This window comes from Cyclonatronum sp. (genome assembly GCF_022565315.1).
In the GTDB taxonomy this organism is placed as follows: Bacteria; Bacteroidota; Rhodothermia; order Balneolales; family Cyclonatronaceae; genus Cyclonatronum.
Genome location: NZ_JAIUMX010000080.1, coordinates 1 through 16,294 on the forward strand (window position 1 = coordinate 1; position 16,294 = coordinate 16,294).

Below are 16,294 nucleotides of genomic sequence, written 5' to 3' on the forward strand. Positions count from 1 at the left end.
TCACCGAACAGGTTGGTGGTTACAATAATGTCGAACTGCTGCGGACGCATTACAAGCTGCATTGCCATGTTGTCGATAATCATATCACCAAAGTCAACTTTTGGGTACTCTTTGGCAATTTCGTAACCGATTTTCAGGAAAAGGCCGGTCGATTCTTTCAGGATGTTCGCTTTGTGGCCCAGGGTTACTTTTCTCAAGCCGTACTTGGTCGCGTATTCACAGGCGGCACGGATGATGCGCTCGCTTGCTTTGCGGGTAATAAGCCCGATCAGCTCTACGTGATCGGCGTCGATTACGCGCTCATGCCCGATGTAAAGGCCCTGCGTGTTTTCGCGGAAGGTTACGATGTCAACATCAGGGTAGGCGGTCTGAACGCCGGGCAGTGATTTCACCGGGCGCACATTGGCGTACAGATCGAGGGTCTGCCGCAGGGTAACGTTTGCTGAACGGAAACCTTTGCCGACCGGCGTTGTGAGGGGCGCCTTGAGGGCAATTTTGTGCTCTTTGATGAGGTTCAGCGTTTCTTCGGGCAGCGGGTTTCCGGTTTCCTCAAAAGCCCGGAGGCCGGCAGGTGCTTCAATCCAGTTGATGGGTACACCGGCTTCTTTAAATATTGTTTGAACGGAAGCCGTGATTTCCGGTCCGATTCCGTCTCCGGTAATTAGCACTACATTTTGACTCATAAATAATAACAGGTTAAGATTTAGGTTGATATTTTTAGCTGATGCCGGTTCAGACAATTTTTAAAATTATATGGTCAGGTTTGTGTAAATCCTGAACGGGATTTCTGAACAAGCGCCCTTAAGGGCGTTTCGGCAGGCAACAGCATTAACTTGATGTACTCTTAGCGATGAAGCCGGCCGAAGGAGAAAAATTTCATAAGCAGGCACCCTCCCTCATCCTTTAAAATAAGTTCCTGAAAAGCCCGAAGATGTGAGAACGTAAACCTGCAGGCACTTAAGGCAAAGTCGGTTACAGACGGAGCGGAATTTGCTTATCTGCCTAAAATAAGGAAAAAAGACGCCAAAATTGGAACCGCTTTCAAGCTTGTAGCTGATTTAGCAGGCCTTTCACTTATAAAAGGAATCCCTGAAGGCAAAGCTGACCGGTGCCGATCTGATCTTAAACCGGTACAGGCCGGCTAAAAGCCCGAGGCCGTATCCGCTAAGTTGCACAAATACCGACACGAACGATAGCAGGCTCACACGCAGGCTCCTCGTGGTGAGCATGGCGTGGAAAAGCAGGCCGGAAACGAACACCATGAATGCAAAGAAAGCCGGCGGAAAAGCGATGATGAGTACGGGTAATGCCATCAGCCCGAAAACAAAAAAAGAGGGCAGCAGGTGAACCAGCTTCATCGTGCCGGGGTGGCGCTTTTCCAGCACAACCCGCGCCATACCCGAATTAAAAACCTGCCTGAAAAAAGCCCGGAAACTTGTCCGCCTGCGGTGGTAAACCGCAAGACCGGGAACGAGGGCCGATCTGCCGCCAGCGGCTATGAGGCGCATGCTCAGGTCAAGGTCTTCACCGAAGCGCAGCGCTTCAAATCCACCCGCCTCCCGGAAAGCCGAAGCACGGACTCCCATGTTGTACGAGCGCGGATAAAAGCGGTCGAGCGCCTTTTTTCCGCCCCGAATGCCGCCGGTAGTAAGGGGCGAGGTCATGGCGTAATTGATCGCTTTTTGGATGAGGGTGAAGTCATCCCGATCGGTGTCAGGCCCCCCGAACAGCCACAGCCCTTCGTCTGCTGCGCTGAGGTAAGCCCGAAGCCTGCCCAAAAAGCCGGCAGGAAGCTCGCAGTCGCTGTCAAGAAACAGTAGCCAGCTTCCCGAGGCCTCCGCTGCGCCGGTGTTTCGTGCCGGACCCGGCCCTGCATTCTCCTGCCGGATGATTTTCAGCCACGGCTTGCTCAGGTCCCGGGTTTCGGTTTCTTCGGCGAGCGGGGGCTCGGAGCCGTCATCAACCAGAATAACCTCAAACCAGGTTTCTTCACCGGCTGTATTAGAGGAAATGCTGCCGAGCAGGCTGCGCACTTCAGCAGCCCGGTTATAAACCGGAATGATGAGGGATACCAGAATCCCGTTTTCAGGGGTCGTTACAGCATTTTTTTGCATGTCGGAAAAGATTACCGGCCTTGGGGCGGCTTTGCGGAACTTGAATTTAGGGAATAAGGCTAATACTGTTATTTTTACGCCGTTAACCGAAAGCGGCTTTTGCGGGCGCGGCATTACGAATTCGTACGTTCAAAGAACGCTCATTTATGCAGATTAATCAAAATTCAAATATCAGACCATATTCGATGAAAAATCAAAATATGTCTTCTCACCGCCGATACATTACTTTTTATGCGCTTGCGCTGCTTATGCTTTTCTTTTGGGGGGATGTGCGCCTTGCCCAAAGCCAGAGCATAGAGGTGAGTCCGCTGCTACGTGCGAATGCCGTCCAAACGGCAAGTTTTGCCAACGAATGGAACCTGAGCCTCGAAAACGGCCGGTTCCAAAGCACCTCACCCGATTTTTCTGCCGATGGTGTGGTCGATTTCGACGTTTCACCCGATAACCGGCATGTGGCCATTCTCCGGAACAGCACGGCTGCCGGGGCAGGGTTTGTGATCGAAATCATCAATCGTGAGGGTATCACCGTTGCCCGGCACGAGGGCATCACCGATGTTGACCCGGCCGACCCCTCATTAAAGCTCTACCTGCTTGCCGGAGGCACCGTTGTGCTGCGGGATAATATTGTGACCTTTTCCATTTTTACGCACAGCCGCGGTTTTGTGGATCGCGTTTCTAATTCATCCGGCAGCCCGGATGGCGAAACCATGTCGCGCCTCATCAGCAGTGCCGACGGCACGCAGGTTTTTGTGTACAACCCCCGCATTATCCGGCAGCAGGGCTTTTCCAGCCGGCTGAGCCGCCTCAATATTGAGGATGCGGCTATCGAAAATCTTTTTGTGGATGGCAGCCGGGAGATTCTTAACCTTACGGCTTCAAACGACGGCGCTTTTGTGTACGTGCTGCTTGGCGACCCGCAGAATAATGTGGAGCTGATCAAGCTCGCCGACGACGGCACTCAGCTGGCTTCAATCAGCGCTGAAAATGCCGGCTCAGGGGCTTATGTGCAGCCTGAAGAGGGAACCGTAACGTTTTTCAATCAGAGCAATGCGCAGGTGTACAGCATTGATTCGGGTGAGCGGCTTGCGAATGCCTTTTTCCGGCAGCAAAATATTGTGTTTGCCTACTATGAGCCGCAGGATAACCTCGTGCTTGCCATTACAGGGCAGCGCAGCGACCGCGACGGCCGGATTCAGGCCAACGCCATCCGCGCGGTAGATCTGAACGCACGAAGCCTGATTCACAGCCGGGATTTGCAGCATACCTTCACTTTCCGCCCGGAGGATGAGCCCCGCATGCACCGCAACGGCCCGAATGTGTATCAGCTGCTCGGCGTAACCAACGCCGTGCGGATAACGGTAAACCGTTGAAAGCTGGCAGACGATGGTACGCGGATGATGGCACGCGGATTAACCGGATCGGGCCGGATTTCCGCGGAACATTCTTCCGGGATGATGGTACGCCCACGTTACCTGACTAATTTTGTTTTATAGTTTACACTTTGTACGTATTATTGATTTCTTATCCGAATATAAATCTGACATACAGTGAAAAGTAAGCTTACCCTACATCTTGATCCTGCCTTGATCCTGCCTTGATCCAACGGGCAAGGAAACGGGCAGAAACAAAGGGAACATCCGTCTCAAAAATTGTAGCCGATTATTTTACACTCTTAGATGCGGCAGATACTGAAATCCGGCAGGATCTGCCCCCAATAACCGCTTCCGTGGCCGGTGTGCTTCAAAGTCGTGGTGCTGATAAAGAGAACTACAGATCTCATCTCGAAGAAAAGTATCTCAAATGAAGGTTCTGATCGACACTAACGTTTTGCTTGATGTTTTTTTAGCGATTTATGGCACGCGGATCGGCCAGATCGGGCCGGATTTCCGCGGATTTTTTAAATCGACCTACGACCTGCTACCTGCTACCTTCGACACACTGACATACTGACATACTGAAATACTGACACACTGTAAAAAATGCCTGAATCCCACCCTTTTGCCTCCCAAATGCGGCGTTTGATTGATGCGGCTATTGTTGCCGGTACGCCTTATGCGAGTATGCTGCTTGATGCGGAGGGTAATGAGATTGCCCTTACCCCGAACCGGGTGAAGCAGGAGCAGGACCCGACTTCCCATGCGGAGATGAATACGATACGGGAGGCTTCGGTGCGGCTGGGCTCGGCCGAATTGAGCGGCTGCCATCTGATTACGACCTGTGAACCCTGCCCGATGTGTGCGGCTGCTGTTTTCTGGAGCGGCATTTCGAAGGTTACCTTCGGGCTTTCGATTGAGGGCATCACGGAGGCGGGGCACAGGCAGATCCCGCTGAAGGCTGAGGAGCTTCTGAAGCACAGCCGCAACCCGGTCGAAATCGAAGGCGGACTGCTCGCAGAGGAAGTCCGGAAGCTGTTTCCGAAAAAGGCACTTTGACGGGCTTCGTGCTCATCAGCCGACGACGTACCACTGGCCCGGCCATGTTTTGAAACGGATTGCGGCTGAGGTGCCCGAAGCGGCCGGAAACACATCCCCCGAAAATAAAAAAAGCGTTCACCGGTGTGGTGAACGCTTTTTTAATGCGATAGAGTGTGCTGAATGCTCAGCCTGCTACCCATGCTGTGCACCAGCCTGCAGGGTTGATCGGGCCGGCCATGATAGCGCAGCCGCCGCAGGGGCTGCCAGCTTCAGGAGCAATCCAAAGAGCGCAGTTGTCGCAGCGCTGCTCAGGAATTTCGGTCTGGCCGATGTAGTTGAGTGCATCACGACCTGCAATCTCTGATTCGGAAAGGCCTTCCGTTCCGCAGGGATCTGCAGAAGGTGCACCTGCTGAGTCCATGGTAGGAGCCGGGGCATCATCGCCGCCGCCACATGCTTTGAGAAGAGTAGTGGCACCAAGGGCACCGATTCCGAAGAGGGATACTTTCTTGAAGAAATCTTTTCTGTTGAGGCTATCGTTGTTCATAGGCTTGCTGGTTGATTTATTGAGTGGTTTTAAGTTCATGGCCTAACATAACATTTCAAACCTTATAATCCCCTCTTAAATTCGGTTTTTGAATAATTTGGAAGTGGTTTAAATAAACCAAATCGCCTTCTGAAATCATTGAACGGTGTTAACTGAGGGTTTAACCTGCAAGCCGAAGCGGGGTAGCTACCAGCCTGAAAGGTAGCTGATTACCAGGAAAATGCAGGCGGAAAGAACAAGGCTGACCCTAAATCGGGTGCGGAACATGATGGGGTGAAACATGAAGCCGATGCTCATCGGGTAGCGTGCCAGCCACTCATAATAATGATGCCGGTGCAGCGCGCCCAGAGCCATGGTTACGTGCCCGTGCAGAACGGTCATCATAAAAGGAAGAGAAAAAACGAACGCCCCCAGGTATGCAGCCGGTGCGGAAACACCCGACCAGGTTGCAACCAGATAATACGGCCAGGCAAAAAGCACCATCATGGGCAGGGTGAGGCTCCAGTTTATGAAGCAGATCCGCCGGTAGTTTTTTTCTGACAGCTCAGAGTAACGCATGCGCTGATTCTGTAAAATGGTGGGTTCCGGGCTTGGGGGTTATTAAAAAAGCAGACTGCGCCGGTGGCACAGCCTGCTTTCAAACGGTTTGCAGATTGGGTTTAGCGCCCGGCCTGCTGCAGGGCTCTCATGCGCGCGGCCTCGAACTCATCGCCGGGTACCCAGCTCTGCATTTCATTGGCGTTCGCAATGCGGTAGGCCACGTTGAAGAGCAGGCGCATATCATCTTCGGCACCTTTGAAGGTGATCACGTTTTCTATGGTATCATGTACGGTGTGGTAGATGTGCCGCAGGTGCGGTATCACAACATCCTGATGGAAGTTTTCATCATGGATGTAGTCCACGCCGGGGTTGGGGTATAGAGCCGGAATCCCAACGCGGGCAAAGGAGAAGTGATCGGAGCGGTAGTAGAAGCCCTGACCCGGATCCTGATCTGGCACGACGTAACGGCCAAGTTTTTCGGCTTCCTCAATCATGATCTGATCCATGGAGGTGCGGCCTTTGCCTACAATTACGACGTCGCGGGTCTGACCAAAGCCGTTGATCATATCAATATTGATGTTGGCTGAGATTTTTCCAACGGGGACCGGCGAGTTGAAGGCCAGGTAGCGGGAGCCGAGCAGGCCGGATTCTTCCGCACCAACGGCGGCAAACATCAGGCTGCGCCGTAGGTGCGGCTGCACAGAGGCGAAAGCACGGGCCATTTCAATCATGCCGCTTGTGCCGCTCGCGTTATCCATGGCGCCGTTGAAAACAGAGTCGCCGTCAACGGCCATGCCAACACCGAGGTGATCGTGGTGGGCCGAGAAAACGACGTATTCGTCACGCAGGCGGCGGTCGCTGCCCGGCAGTACGCCGATTACGTTTTGAAACTCAAGCTCGGAGTAGGTTGCCGTGAGGTCGATATCGAGCTTCACGCCATCCAGTACGACAGGATGAAAATCGGGGCTTTCGGCTTCATCGAGCAGGGCGTCGATGTCCAGGCCGGCTTCGCGGAAGATGCGCTCCGCGGCGTAGTACTGAATCCAGGCGTTGAGCTCGGTATCTGATTCTTCCTGCATTTCATCGGCCAGCGCGAAACGCTCACGGCTCCAGCTGCCGGAAACCACGTTCCAGCCGTAGCCCGCTGTGGGCAGGGTGTGGATGATGATGGCACCAAGCGCGCCCAGCTCCTCTGCGATTTCATACTTGTAGCTCCAGCGGCCGTAGTACAGACGGGTGTTGCCGGCAAAGCGGTCGGGGTGCGTGCTCGGATCGCTGTTTTTGAACACCAGAATTTTGCCGCTCATGTCCATGCCTTTGTAGTCGTCCCAGTCTTCTTCCGGGGCGATGATGCCGTAGCCGACATACACCAGCTCGGCGTCGCGGATGTTCACCTCCCGCTGACCCGCAGCAGGCCAGGCCATCATGTCGGTGAAGGAATTGAATGAGTGAAGGGTGCGGCTTCCGTTGTGGATACGCATCACCGAGCCGGGCGCGGTCTGCTGCCCCACAGCCGGTACGCGCTGTACGAAGCTGCCGTCGGGCATGCCGCCGACCAGGCCGATTTCTTCAAACTCACGGATGATGTAATCTACAGTCATCTGCTCGCCAATGCTGCCGGGTGCGCGGCCCATGGTAGAGTCGTGTGCAAGGGCTTCAACATGGCGCATAATGCCTTCTTCGGTGATGAGGGAGCGGGCTGCTTCCAGATCAGGCTCCGAAGAGCTGCAGGCAGTGAGGAGCAGTCCGAAGCTCAGAAATAGAAGGCTTACGCTTATAATAGTTTTGTTCATGCGGTCTTTTTTTGGGATGTGTGATGGGATTGATTCGTAGTATCAGGGCCAGGACTTAAATCCGGCTGGCAATCAGCATTTCGATATCCCGGTAGGGGATGTCGAAAAAGCGGGAAAGGGTTTTCTTGGTGAGATTCTTTTTATACACATAAGTGCCGGAGCGCAGGCTGTGGTTCGACCAGAGCGCCCGGCCAAAGCCGCCCTCATCGCCGATTTCCAGCAGGAAGGGCACGATAACATTGTTGAGGGCGTAGGTGGACGTCCGCGCCACGCCGGAAGGGATGTTGGGCACGCAGTAATGGATCACATCATGCATTTTAAAAACCGGGGCGGAGTGCCGGGTTGCCCGGCTTGTGGCAATGCAGCCGCCCTGATCTATCACGGTATCCACAATCACGCTGCCGGGCTTCATGGATTCGACCATCTGCTCCGTAACGAGGCAGGGGGCACGGTGCCCTTCCACCATAGCAGCCCCGATAATTACATCTGCGGCGCGGGTAGCTGAGCTCAGGTACTGATGGTTGGCCATCATGGTGATGATGCGGCGGTTGAGTGCGTTCTCGAGATGGCGAAGCCGGCTCAGGTCGTTATCCATCACAAAAACCTGTGCGCCGTAGCCCAGGGCCGTGCGGGCCGCGTATTCGGCAATGGTGCCGGCCCCGAGAATCACAACGGTGGCCGGCGGGATGCCGGAAATGCCGCCGAGCATCACGCCCTGACCGTTGGAGTAGCTTTCCAGATAATGCGCGGCAATCTGAACGGACATCGAGCCGGTAATTTCATGCAGCATGCGCACAATCGGGAAGGAGCCGTCGCTGAGCTGCATAAACTCGAAGCCCACCCCCGTGATGCCTTTCCGGATGAGGGTTTCAAAAAAAAGTTTGTCGGCATTGCCGAGATGGATGGCCGAAAGCACGATCTGTCCGCTTTCGATATGCTCCAGCTCTTCGGGCACGGGCGGGGCGACCTTCACAATCATTTCGCAGCGTTTAAACACCTCGCGTGCGCTTTCGCAAAGCACGGCACCCGCCTCCGAATAATCGTTGTCCGAAAAATTGGCACCTGCCCCCGCGCCCCGCTCGATAAAGACCTCGTGCCCGTTCGCGATCAGCACCGAAACCCCGCCGGGCGTTACGCTAACCCGGTTTTCATCATTCGAGCGCTCCTTCGGAAAGCCGATCTTCAGGCTAACCCCACCGTTCTCTTTTTTGAGCGTTTTTTCGAGTGTCTCAAGACCCAGGCGCCGGGTGAATTCATCCGGATTTAAAATTTCCATGCATTAAACGCTATATTGGTTCCGGCAGTGACTGCCAAATTGGGTAGTTTCACGGTTTGGCGGTTTATAAACCGCTGCCCTGCAAAATAATCGAATAAAGCCCCTTAAACAAAGACAATCCTCAGCCCTGCATGAGCCTCAGACCCAAAAAAAGCCTCGGACAGCATTTTCTCAGAGACCATAACATCCTCCGCAAAATCGCCCTCTCGGCCGGTATCAGGCCCGGTGAGCGCGTGCTCGAAATCGGTCCCGGTGAGGGCGCCCTCACCGAATACCTGCTCAGCGTGTGTGAAGATGTGCTCGCCATAGAGGTCGATGCCCGTGCAGTGGAGCTGCTTCAGGTAAAATTCCCCGATCTTAATGTGATGCATGCCGACTTCCTGTCGCTTTCGCTGCCGGAGCTGCTGCGGCCCGACGGACAAAATGTCATTATCGGGAACATCCCCTACAACATCACGAGTCCTATTTTATTTAAGGTGATGGATGCCGGCCCGGTTTACCGGCGCTCCGTTTTTCTGATGCAGCAGGAGGTCGCGCAGCGCCTCGTGGCAAATCCCGGCACCAAGGCCTACGGCATCCTGAGCGTGCAGGCGCAGCTGCTGGGGGAGGTCGAATACCTTTTCGACGTATCGCGGCACGTTTTTTACCCCAAGCCCAATGTGGAAAGCGGCGTAATCAGCTTTACCCCGCACACAGCCCCGCTCGAAGTGCCGCTCGATCAGCTCAAAACCGTGGTGCGCACCGCCTTCAATCAGCGGCGCAAAAAACTTTCGAACAGCCTCAAAGCCCTCATCACGGAACATAAACCCGACGGGGTGAGTTTTAACCTCGATCTCCGGCCCGATCAGCTGCACCCCAAAGAGTTCATCACCCTCACACAGGCTTTATTTAACCCGTAAAACCCATCTCATTTCATGCAATTCTCTGTCACTGCCGTTCAGCTTAGCATCCTTTTAATACTCGGGAGTTTGATTTTCACCCCGCAACCATCAGCGGCGCAGCAGGCAAGGGGGGATGCCGCCATCGATATGATTCAGGCCTTCTCGCAGCACCATCAGGACCTGCCGCGGGAGCGGTTGTTCATCCAAACCGACCGTGATAGCTATTTTTGGGGCGACCGCATCTGGTTTTCGGCTATTGTGACCGGCGGAACCGACAACCTGTTTTCGGGCATCAGCCGGCTTTTGTATGTGGAGCTGTATGATGATGCCGGCAGCCGGATCGACCGCACCTTCGTGCGCCTCGAAAACGGCTCGGGTAACGGCAGCCTCACTTTTGGGGAGTCGGAAACGCGGACCGGCACCTTCACCCTTGTGGCCTACACAAGCTGGATGCTCAACTTTGAGGCGGTCTCGCTGTTTACCAAGCCGCTACAGGTTGTAAGCCCCGGCATGGTGCTGCGTCAGGCGGCGGCGGCCCCCGCAGAAGCCCGCCTGCATCTTGCCGCGGAAGGCGGCAGCCTGCTGAGCGGTGTGCCTGCCAAAGTTGCAGTGAAATCGACCCTGCCCGACGGCCGCGCAGTTTCCGTATCCGCCGCGCTTCGCGATGATGCCGGTGCCACATTACTCACTTTCGAAACCGATGCATACGGCCTCGCGGCCTTCACCTTTACCCCGGAAGCGGGTCGGGGCTATGAGGCCGTCATCCCCCAAAACCAAAACAGCGTTGCTCTGCCGCCGGTGCAGGAAAGCGGCGCCCGGCTGAGCGTAAGCCGGGATGCCTCCGGCGGACAGTTTGTGCTGGGCGTGCAGCTGAAGGGGGAGCCTCAGCCGGAATCGCTCACGGTGTTTGGCCATGTGCGGGGCCGCATATTTTATCTGGCCGAAATGGAATTGTTTGACGGCCGTGGCATGGGCTGGGCATCGGCGGACCTCTTCCCCCCGGGCATTGTGGAGTTTGTGGTGCTTGGTACCGGCGGCGCGCTGCTCACGAAGCGGCCCGTGCTTAATCTGCCCGAACCGCAGCTTCAGCTCAGCCTGAGTACCCCACAGACCGTTTTCGGTACCCGTCAGCAGGTCGCGCTGCGGCACGAGCTCCGCGACGAAAACGGCCGGCGCATAGAGGGGCTCGCGAGCCTCAGCGTTACGGCACAGCCCGAAGACACAACCGTGACTCCGCCCCGTTCGGATATCTACAGCTCTCTGCTCACCGGCTATGCCTTTGATTTTGATGAACCTTCGCTCCGCCTCGCTTACTTTCTGGAGCAGGGCATGGCGGAGCATGCCGACCTGGCGCTGCTCACCGCACCGGAGCAGTCGTTCGCCTGGGAGGTGCTCCAAAACCCGGAAGAACTCGCCGGCATACGGCTGCCCGAAAACGGCTTCTCGGTCTCTGGCACCATCCGTACCGGCTTCCGCGGCCGGCCGGTGAGCGAGGCCAACGTAGTGTTTGCGATGGGCCCCAACGACGACGATCTCTTTGTGATTGATACGAGCGAGGACGGCTACTTCCTGATGAATGATATCGACATCACCGGCTCGGCGCAGGTGAGTATCCGCGCAACCGACCGCCGTGGCCGCAGAAATGTGCGGATCGGCCTCGATGAACAATTCGACTTCCTGCCGGAGTTTTCCGTAAGGGGTCCGCAGCTGTTTGATGAAGTGGCCGGCGATGCAGCCGAAGATGAGGCGCTTGCCGCGCGCATCGCACAGGCGCGGCAGAACGAAGAGCAGCACATCATGGCCGCGATGCAAATCGAACTCGAGGAGATAACTGTAACCGGAGAGCGCGAAGATTTCGCCGAAACGCTCAGCCGCATGGCCACCGGCGATGTGGGCGGAACCGTACTGCGGGTTTCGGACCTGCCCGAACTGCAGAGCCTCACGATCTATGATTTGCTGATGCGGCTGCCCGGTGTGCGGGTTGCGGGCACAACGGTACGCGTGCGGACCGGCGCAATACAGGACACGCCGCCCGTTATTTTGCTGGACGGAGCCGCGATAGAAGAAGAACTGCTGGGCACCATTTCCGCTTCTGATGTGGACAATCTATCGGTGCTCCGCCGGCCGGAGCAGCTTGCCCGCTTCGGGGCGCAGGGTGCAAACGGCGTAATCTCGATCCGCACCATTCGGGGGGAAGGCATACCGGGCCGCAACCTGCCGGTAGTGTCGGCCTTTCTGAAAGGCTTCGACGAGCCGCCGCCGTTTTTCTCGCCCCGCTACGGAGGCATCCTGCCGCAGCTCACCGACGAGCGCCCCGATACCCGCGTGACCCTGCACTGGCAGCCCAACTTCGTGATTCAGCAACAGGGCCGCGACATCCTCTTCTGGACCGGCGACGTGCCCGGCACCTACTGCGCCACCGTACAGGGCCTCACCCCCGACGGCCGCCCCTTTGGCGGGGAGCTTTGTTTTGAGGTCGAGGGTTGATGGCATGCGGATTATTTTGATTTGAGGATTTGAGGATTTGAGGATTTGAGGATTGCTGCACACCCCAAAAACAGACCTCCTGAACTCTGAACTCTGAACTCTGAACAATCCAGCAAAGCCTGCCGAAGCATCGTCTGAAAAATCTCCCAAAAGCCGGGCATACTCTGCAAGCCGGGAATGCGGGGGTAGCATTACCCGAAATGGCGCTAAGCGAAATGCATTGCGACCGATTACGCTCTATAAGCCCTGTGGCAAAAGCAATAATCCGAAAAGACGTTGATCTTGGTGATGTTTTACAAAATAAGATGCAACAGCGCTAAAAAAGACGTGAATAAGCACTTTTCTGAATTTGTGCGCTTCATTTTTTTCAGGTAGATTCAAATGAAATAATTTCAGGTTGTATAAGTAGTTCCATATACAACCTGAACAAAACAGTATTTTTTTAAGTCAATAACCACCTTCATTTGGCACTTAATAACCCCCCGGAAGTCGCTCAAGTTGGATTTTCGTGCCTTATACGACTTGGGAGGGTGTAGCGGGGTTGTTTAATAAGGAGTTATGTGGCTAAAATAAATTCACAATGATAGACTATGACTTGTTATTAGAGAACGGGTATTTTGAACTTTCGGTTCAAGATTCTGAATTATATTCTATTGCAAAAAGATTAGGCGAAATCCAGCCGTCAAGAATTGATGGACCAGATATTGATTTAATACAACCAAAAACAATTGACGAAGCACATCCACACTCTTTATCAGCTAATTATGGTACTGGCACATTACCTTTTCATACTGATGGCGCATATTTTAAAAGGCCACCCAAATATATCATTCTAAGATGTTTGAAGATTTCATCAAATAAGGCAACACCGACTATCTTAATAAATCCTTTAAAAGAAATGGAAGAACAAGATGCGGATTGGCTAAAATATGAGACATGGAAAGTTAAATCTCGAAGTGGAATATTTTACACCTCAGTTTTAAATACAAATATAACCGATGAGCAAATAATTAGATACGATCCAGTTTGTATGAAGCCTGCTTACGATATGAAAGCTATTGAAAAGTTAATGGCAATTTTTGAAAAATGTAACAAGACTTATATAAATTGGGTTGAAAATAAAACAGTTATTATTAATAATTGGAAACTGCTTCATTTTCGACCATCAGTTGATAAGCATGAAATAAATTACCGAACACTACAAAGAGTGATGATATTATGATATGGAGTTTTGATTCACTTTGGGAAAAAGCTAAAATTTACCATCGACGAGCATTAGATGAAGAACGAGAGAGCCAAATGTTTCCATTTTGGGTTGCGCTAGGATTGGAATTTCTAGGAAGAAGCGTTTTAGCGAAAGTGCACCCTGTTCTATTGGCAGACCCAAGAGATGGCGAAAACTTGCTGTATGTTTTTGGGTTCGTGAAAACTACTCATAAACCAAAATCTATTCCTGTAAAATCAGTATTGGTTCGATGTAAAAATATCATTCCTGAATTCACTCAAGAGGAGTTCAATACATTAATGTCCATAGTTGAAAGACGCAATGAAGAATTACATACCGGCTCTCCATCATTCGAAGAATTTCATACAAGATTATGGCTGCATGATTATTATCGCATAGTAAATATTTTCTTGACCTTTTTAGAACTCGATCTCAAAGATTTATTGGGAACTGAAGAAGCAAAAGCAGCTAAACAAATGATTGATGAATTCAATGAAGAGCTAGTTTCAATTGTAAAACAAAGAATAGCAGATCACAAAAAATCATTTAAGCTTCTCGCAGATGATGAAGTAGAAAAGCGTATTGAAGAAGAAAAAAGACCAAAATATGGGATCACTCATGATTTCATAGTTGTTGACTGCCCAAGTTGCGGCAATAAAGCAAAACTCTATGGTAAATTAGTTTCAAGAACTGAAGCTAAACTTATTGAGGGAGAAATAGTTCAGTCAACTAATTACTTACCAATTGGTTTAAATTGTAACATATGTGAATTGAAACTTGAAGGATATTCTGAAATGGCTCATACGGATTTTGATGGACAGTTTACAATAAGGGAAACCCATGATCCAATAGATTTTCATCAAATTGACAGTGTTGATCTTGACGAATATGCTGCTGATAGGATGTGGGATTATGGGAATGATTAAGTTCGCCACATAACAAGCATTTCCTGCTGACGTGTAAACTATTGTTGCTTAAATTCGGGCATGGTCGCCACGCAGCAGAAATGCCAGACCGTTATATTGCAGGAATACCAGTAATCAAATTGAACATACCAATCATCTATTAAACGCAACTAAATTTTCTCCTCCAATTCTATATCGGCATGTAAAGCTTATGTTTATTGCGCCTACAACTTAGTTGTAGGCTATGTTTGACGACAGCTCAACCCGACAGTTTGTAAAGTCCACGTTGGACTGTTCACAAAGTAGCTTTAACGTGCTTAGAAGTTTAATTTGGAGCGAAGCGACTTTTTTAAAATTTTGTGCTGGTGGACAGTCCTTCATTGACTTTTAGAAAATAATATCGGATAGACAATCACCTAACACAACTAACAATATTTTAAGACTTAAAAAATATGTTTGACGAACTTGAAAAATATAAAAACAATGACCATTTTTTCTTCAAACCTTCGGACAATTTAGGACACGTTTGCAACGCACCGATAGATAAAAGTGGCGTTTATGTGATTTTCGCTTTAAAAGGTGGACGAATAGAATTAATTTATATTGGGCGCTCAGGAGAGATTAAAAATGACGGGACACTTTTCATTAGAAAAGCAGGACTTGGTGGCATCAAAGACAGACTTGTAAACGGTAAACAATTTGGAAAAGCGAGACGAAACTCTTGGAAAACTCAAATGACAAGAGAAAATATTGAAGCATTAGACATTTATTGGTATGTAACTCACAACGACAATTATGTTGACTGCCCAAGACAAATAGAAAATAAACTTTTACAAAAACATTTTCACATTTACGGAAGACTTCCAAGATGGAATAATGAACTTTAAGACAATGAAAACCGCATACAAAGAAAGAAACACAGCCTATAACAGCACCTACCCAAAAGTAGCGGTTTAATGGTTAAATCAAGTTTTGTGCATCTATCAAAGTTCCTGCTTGGTTGACAGTGAAGTGCTTCGAAATCGCCACCTTCGGGTAGCTGCAAAACGTTAGCAGTAATTGTAACGACAGACAAAAAACTATATGGCAAAAGGACTTTTAGGCGGAATGACAGACTACAATCATCAGTCATTTCCAGACATATTAGGTGACATTGAAAGTGAAAAGAAACGGACGATTTCTTTTAGAGACCACATTCAAAAAAATATTGACACGTTAACAGCAAATTCTTATTGGACTAACAATGTTCCATTCGACTTTAAAAACATTGTTTCATACGCATTAAGACACTATAATACAGCAATATCAGAATTTGACGACATGCATAAAGATTTAAGAAAAGAAGTAAAAGAGCATCACATTAGAAGACTTAACAAAATTGCGACAGTTGCTCAGGAGATTAATGTTGAAATTGGAAAAATATGGCATCAACAATACGACAATAAACAATACGGAAATCCTGATTTTAGAATTGTAGAAAATATTTATGGTGATGCAAGAGATATGGCTGTAAACCTACTTGACACAGCCAATATTGCAGAAAGACTTAACGACTACATTGGAAAAACTAACCCGAATATGACAAAAAATAACCCTTGGATTTCAGGCTTATTTTACCTGACAGTTGCAATAATTATAATAACAGGACTTGCCATTCTATCAAATTCCGTTCATTGGTCAATATTACCAATGATAATAATTGGTGGAATTCTTTTAATAGGACTTGTTGGAACTTTGCAACTCAAGAATGACGATAAAATAACAGACAAATCATTTGTTTCATTGATAACAGAAACATACAAGCGACTGCCATTAATCGGACAGAGAAAAGAGAAAGAAAAATGAAAAGAACAACTACTGCTAACAGCACCTACCCAAAAGTGGCGGTTCAGTGGTTAAATCAAGCTTTGTGCTTCTATCAAAGTTTGTGCTTGGTTGACAGTGAAGTGCTTCGAAATCGCCACCTTCGCAAAGCGCCAAACGTTATTGCATATTCCGGAGCAAACTGACCCCCTATTCCGGTGATATTGACCCCCCTTCGGGTTTTGGGTTACTGCTGTGAGGTTCTGCCAAAATTACAGTTTATTTCTCAGACTTTCTCCTTTTAGTTCA

15 protein-coding genes are annotated in these 16,294 nt (G+C 50.7%); 9 read left to right on the forward strand and 6 right to left on the reverse strand.

The window, feature by feature from the left end; genetic code table 11:
• Together LAT75_RS11690 and LAT75_RS11695 are read right to left on the reverse strand one after the other, a co-directional pair.
• A partial coding sequence (locus LAT75_RS11690) for an isocitrate/isopropylmalate family dehydrogenase (protein WP_291482848.1) occupies positions 1 to 683 on the reverse strand: 683 nt, incomplete at its 3' end.
• A gap of 387 nt (positions 684 to 1,070) precedes the next feature.
• Positions 1,071 to 2,114, reverse strand: a complete 1,044-nt coding sequence (locus LAT75_RS11695; protein WP_291482849.1) for a glycosyltransferase — start codon at positions 2,112 to 2,114, stop codon at positions 1,071 to 1,073.
• A gap of 200 nt (positions 2,115 to 2,314) precedes the next feature.
• Between LAT75_RS11695 and LAT75_RS11700 the strand changes: the two genes are divergently transcribed.
• The 3 genes from LAT75_RS11700 (at position 2,315) to LAT75_RS11705 (ending at position 4,546) form a co-directional block, all read left to right on the forward strand.
• Positions 2,315 to 3,484, forward strand: a complete 1,170-nt coding sequence (locus LAT75_RS11700; RefSeq protein WP_291482850.1) for a hypothetical protein — start codon at positions 2,315 to 2,317, stop codon at positions 3,482 to 3,484.
• A 224-nt stretch (positions 3,485 to 3,708) separates the two neighbouring features.
• Positions 3,709 to 3,918 (forward strand): DUF6364 family protein, encoded by a 210-nt coding sequence (locus LAT75_RS15660; protein WP_363320562.1) that lies wholly within the window; start codon positions 3,709 to 3,711, stop codon positions 3,916 to 3,918.
• A gap of 175 nt (positions 3,919 to 4,093) precedes the next feature.
• Complete coding sequence (locus LAT75_RS11705) at positions 4,094 to 4,546, forward strand: nucleoside deaminase (RefSeq protein WP_291482851.1); 453 nt, start codon at positions 4,094 to 4,096, stop codon at positions 4,544 to 4,546.
• Positions 4,547 to 4,712: 166 nt separating this feature from the next.
• On the opposite strand, the gene LAT75_RS11710 is transcribed toward LAT75_RS11705, so the two are convergent.
• The 4 genes from LAT75_RS11710 to LAT75_RS11725 form a co-directional block, all read right to left on the reverse strand.
• The gene (locus tag LAT75_RS11710; RefSeq protein ID WP_291482852.1) at positions 4,713 to 5,075 is read right to left on the reverse strand and encodes a high-potential iron-sulfur protein; all 363 of its coding nucleotides are present in this window, start codon (positions 5,073 to 5,075) and stop codon (positions 4,713 to 4,715) included.
• A 186-nt stretch (positions 5,076 to 5,261) separates the two neighbouring features.
• Positions 5,262 to 5,633: a hypothetical protein gene (locus tag LAT75_RS11715; RefSeq protein ID WP_291482853.1), complete on the reverse strand. Its 372-nt coding sequence runs from the start codon at positions 5,631 to 5,633 to the stop codon at positions 5,262 to 5,264.
• Between the two features lie 101 nt (positions 5,634 to 5,734).
• Complete coding sequence (locus tag LAT75_RS11720) at positions 5,735 to 7,408, reverse strand: M28 family peptidase (RefSeq protein WP_291482854.1); 1,674 nt, start codon at positions 7,406 to 7,408, stop codon at positions 5,735 to 5,737.
• A gap of 55 nt (positions 7,409 to 7,463) precedes the next feature.
• The gene (locus LAT75_RS11725; protein WP_291482855.1) at positions 7,464 to 8,684 is read right to left on the reverse strand and encodes an alanine dehydrogenase; all 1,221 of its coding nucleotides are present in this window, start codon (positions 8,682 to 8,684) and stop codon (positions 7,464 to 7,466) included.
• A gap of 131 nt (positions 8,685 to 8,815) precedes the next feature.
• Here LAT75_RS11725 and rsmA point away from each other — a divergent pair, with 131 nt between their 5' ends.
• The 6 genes from rsmA to LAT75_RS11755 all read left to right on the forward strand — a co-directional run bounded on the left by rsmA (position 8,816) and on the right by LAT75_RS11755 (position 16,027).
• Positions 8,816 to 9,583 carry a 16S rRNA (adenine(1518)-N(6)/adenine(1519)-N(6))-dimethyltransferase RsmA gene (gene rsmA / locus LAT75_RS11730; protein ID WP_291482856.1) on the forward strand — a complete coding sequence of 256 codons (768 nt, stop codon included), beginning with the start codon at positions 8,816 to 8,818 and terminating at the stop codon, positions 9,581 to 9,583.
• 15 nt (positions 9,584 to 9,598) lie between these two features.
• Positions 9,599 to 12,052 carry a hypothetical protein gene (locus LAT75_RS11735; RefSeq protein WP_291482857.1) on the forward strand — a complete coding sequence of 818 codons (2,454 nt, stop codon included), beginning with the start codon at positions 9,599 to 9,601 and terminating at the stop codon, positions 12,050 to 12,052.
• A 580-nt stretch (positions 12,053 to 12,632) separates the two neighbouring features.
• Positions 12,633 to 13,274 (forward strand): TauD/TfdA family dioxygenase, encoded by a 642-nt coding sequence (locus tag LAT75_RS11740; RefSeq protein WP_291482858.1) that lies wholly within the window; start codon positions 12,633 to 12,635, stop codon positions 13,272 to 13,274.
• Entirely contained in the window at positions 13,271 to 14,203 is a 933-nt protein-coding gene (locus tag LAT75_RS11745; RefSeq protein ID WP_291482859.1) for a hypothetical protein, read from the forward strand. The genes LAT75_RS11740 and LAT75_RS11745 overlap by 4 nt, the downstream gene beginning before the upstream one ends.
• Positions 14,204 to 14,634: 431 nt before the next feature.
• Complete coding sequence (locus tag LAT75_RS11750) at positions 14,635 to 15,069, forward strand: hypothetical protein (protein WP_291482860.1); 435 nt, start codon at positions 14,635 to 14,637, stop codon at positions 15,067 to 15,069.
• Positions 15,070 to 15,265: 196 nt separating this feature from the next.
• The gene (locus tag LAT75_RS11755; RefSeq protein WP_291482861.1) at positions 15,266 to 16,027 is read left to right on the forward strand and encodes a hypothetical protein; all 762 of its coding nucleotides are present in this window, start codon (positions 15,266 to 15,268) and stop codon (positions 16,025 to 16,027) included.
• Positions 16,028 to 16,294: the final 267 nt, after the last annotated feature.

What these genes read in the sequence shown, in the direction of transcription:
- LAT75_RS11695 (WP_291482849.1), bottom strand. Translation starts at nt 2,114, where the DNA reads ATGCAAAAAAATGCTGTAACGACCCCTGAAAACGGGATTCTGGTATCC.
- LAT75_RS11700 (WP_291482850.1), top strand. Translation starts at nt 2,315, where the DNA reads ATGTCTTCTCACCGCCGATACATTACTTTTTATGCGCTTGCGCTGCTT.
- LAT75_RS11705 (WP_291482851.1), top strand. Translation starts at nt 4,094, where the DNA reads ATGCCTGAATCCCACCCTTTTGCCTCCCAAATGCGGCGTTTGATTGAT.
- LAT75_RS11710 (WP_291482852.1), bottom strand. Translation starts at nt 5,075, where the DNA reads ATGAACAACGATAGCCTCAACAGAAAAGATTTCTTCAAGAAAGTATCC.
- LAT75_RS11715 (WP_291482853.1), bottom strand. Translation starts at nt 5,633, where the DNA reads ATGCGTTACTCTGAGCTGTCAGAAAAAAACTACCGGCGGATCTGCTTC.
- LAT75_RS11720 (WP_291482854.1), bottom strand. Translation starts at nt 7,408, where the DNA reads ATGAACAAAACTATTATAAGCGTAAGCCTTCTATTTCTGAGCTTCGGA.
- LAT75_RS11725 (WP_291482855.1), bottom strand. Translation starts at nt 8,684, where the DNA reads ATGGAAATTTTAAATCCGGATGAATTCACCCGGCGCCTGGGTCTTGAG.
- rsmA (WP_291482856.1), top strand. Translation starts at nt 8,816, where the DNA reads ATGAGCCTCAGACCCAAAAAAAGCCTCGGACAGCATTTTCTCAGAGAC.
- LAT75_RS11735 (WP_291482857.1), top strand. Translation starts at nt 9,599, where the DNA reads ATGCAATTCTCTGTCACTGCCGTTCAGCTTAGCATCCTTTTAATACTC.
- LAT75_RS11740 (WP_291482858.1), top strand. Translation starts at nt 12,633, where the DNA reads ATGATAGACTATGACTTGTTATTAGAGAACGGGTATTTTGAACTTTCG.
- LAT75_RS11745 (WP_291482859.1), top strand. Translation starts at nt 13,271, where the DNA reads ATGATATGGAGTTTTGATTCACTTTGGGAAAAAGCTAAAATTTACCAT.
- LAT75_RS11750 (WP_291482860.1), top strand. Translation starts at nt 14,635, where the DNA reads ATGTTTGACGAACTTGAAAAATATAAAAACAATGACCATTTTTTCTTC.
- LAT75_RS11755 (WP_291482861.1), top strand. Translation starts at nt 15,266, where the DNA reads ATGGCAAAAGGACTTTTAGGCGGAATGACAGACTACAATCATCAGTCA.